The following is a 1,225-nucleotide window of genomic DNA, read 5'->3' as shown; positions in this document are numbered from 1 at the left end:
CAATTAATCTAACAGGAGCTTATTTGGATGGAGCTAATTTGAGTGTAGCTAATTTAATTGCAGCTAAACTCAATGATGTGGAAATGACCAATGCTAACCTGACTGCTGCTGACCTCAATGGCGCAGTTTTAAGAAATGCTAACCTCAGTAGTGCTGACCTCAGTGCTGCTGACTTTAGCGATGCCAATCTTAGTAAGACTAATCTCATAAATGCTCATATTAGCGCTGCTAAATTCTCCAATGCTCAACTTGATGGTGCTAAAATCAATGAAGCTGACCTGAGTGCAGCCGATCTAAGTGGTGCTAATCTTCGTAACGCCGATCTAAGTGGTGCTAATCTTCGTAACGCCGATCTAAGTGGTGCTAATCTTCGTAACGCCGATCTAAGTGGTGCCGATCTAAGTGGTACCCATTTGGAAAATGCCGATCTTAGTTGGGCTGAACTCAAGGGTGTCAAACTTCGTGAAACAACCAGAATTGATCGAAAATGGTATACAGTTTGGCAAATTGTTAATGAAAAAATAGCAGTTAAAAACTTACAAGGTCATGACCTCAGTAATACTCAACTAAATAGTGTTGACCTCAGTCGTGCTAACCTTAGCAATGCTAATTTGAGTGGTGCGAGTCTGCGAGTAGCAGATTTGTGGGATGCCAATTTAGAAAATGCTAATCTGAGTAATGCTAACCTGGGTGGTGTTAATCTTAGTAGTGCTAATCTCAAGAGTGCTAACCTGAGTGGAACTGACCTTAGTCGCGCTCACCTGCGACATACCATTCTTACTAATACTATTCTCAATGGTGCTAACTTGATGGGGTCTGATTTATGGGGCGTTAACTTGGGTGGTATCGATCTTAGTGGTGTTAACCTGAGTTATGCTGACCTCACCTATGCAAATCTCCAAGATACTACTTTAAGTGGTGCTAATCTCAGTCGCGCTAATCTTAGCTATGCCAACCTCAGTGGTGTCAATCTCAGTGATGCTGATTTAAGTGGGATTAATCTGAGTAATGCCAATCTCAATAATTGTATATTACCTGATTAGACATAGGCGTGAAAAAGATCTAGACTTTTTGCATCTAGTAGGGAACACTTAACTGGGAATAGGGAACAGGCAAGATATTTTCAGGAAAAAGGTACGAAAAATGATTTTTTGACGAACTTTTACAACTCTAGCTGATGCTAAATAAAAGGCAAGTTTATTTTCTGGAGATGTCTATTGAAAGA

General features: G+C 40.4%; 1 protein-coding gene. It reads left to right on the top strand.

Annotated features, from left to right (window positions below; translation table 11 throughout):
- Nucleotides 1-1,043, top strand: a 1,043-nt coding sequence (locus tag F6K22_RS41220; protein WP_293110981.1) for a pentapeptide repeat-containing protein, incomplete at its 5' end; no start/stop codon positions are given.
- Nucleotides 1,044-1,225 lie beyond the last annotated feature (182 nt).

It is taken from the genome of Okeania sp. SIO2F4 (genome assembly GCF_010672385.1).
In the GTDB taxonomy this organism is placed as follows: domain Bacteria; phylum Cyanobacteriota; class Cyanobacteriia; order Cyanobacteriales; family Microcoleaceae; genus Trichodesmium.
The sequence above is the reverse complement of the archived record's forward strand: the minus strand, read 5'-3'. Positions and strand labels throughout refer to the sequence as shown.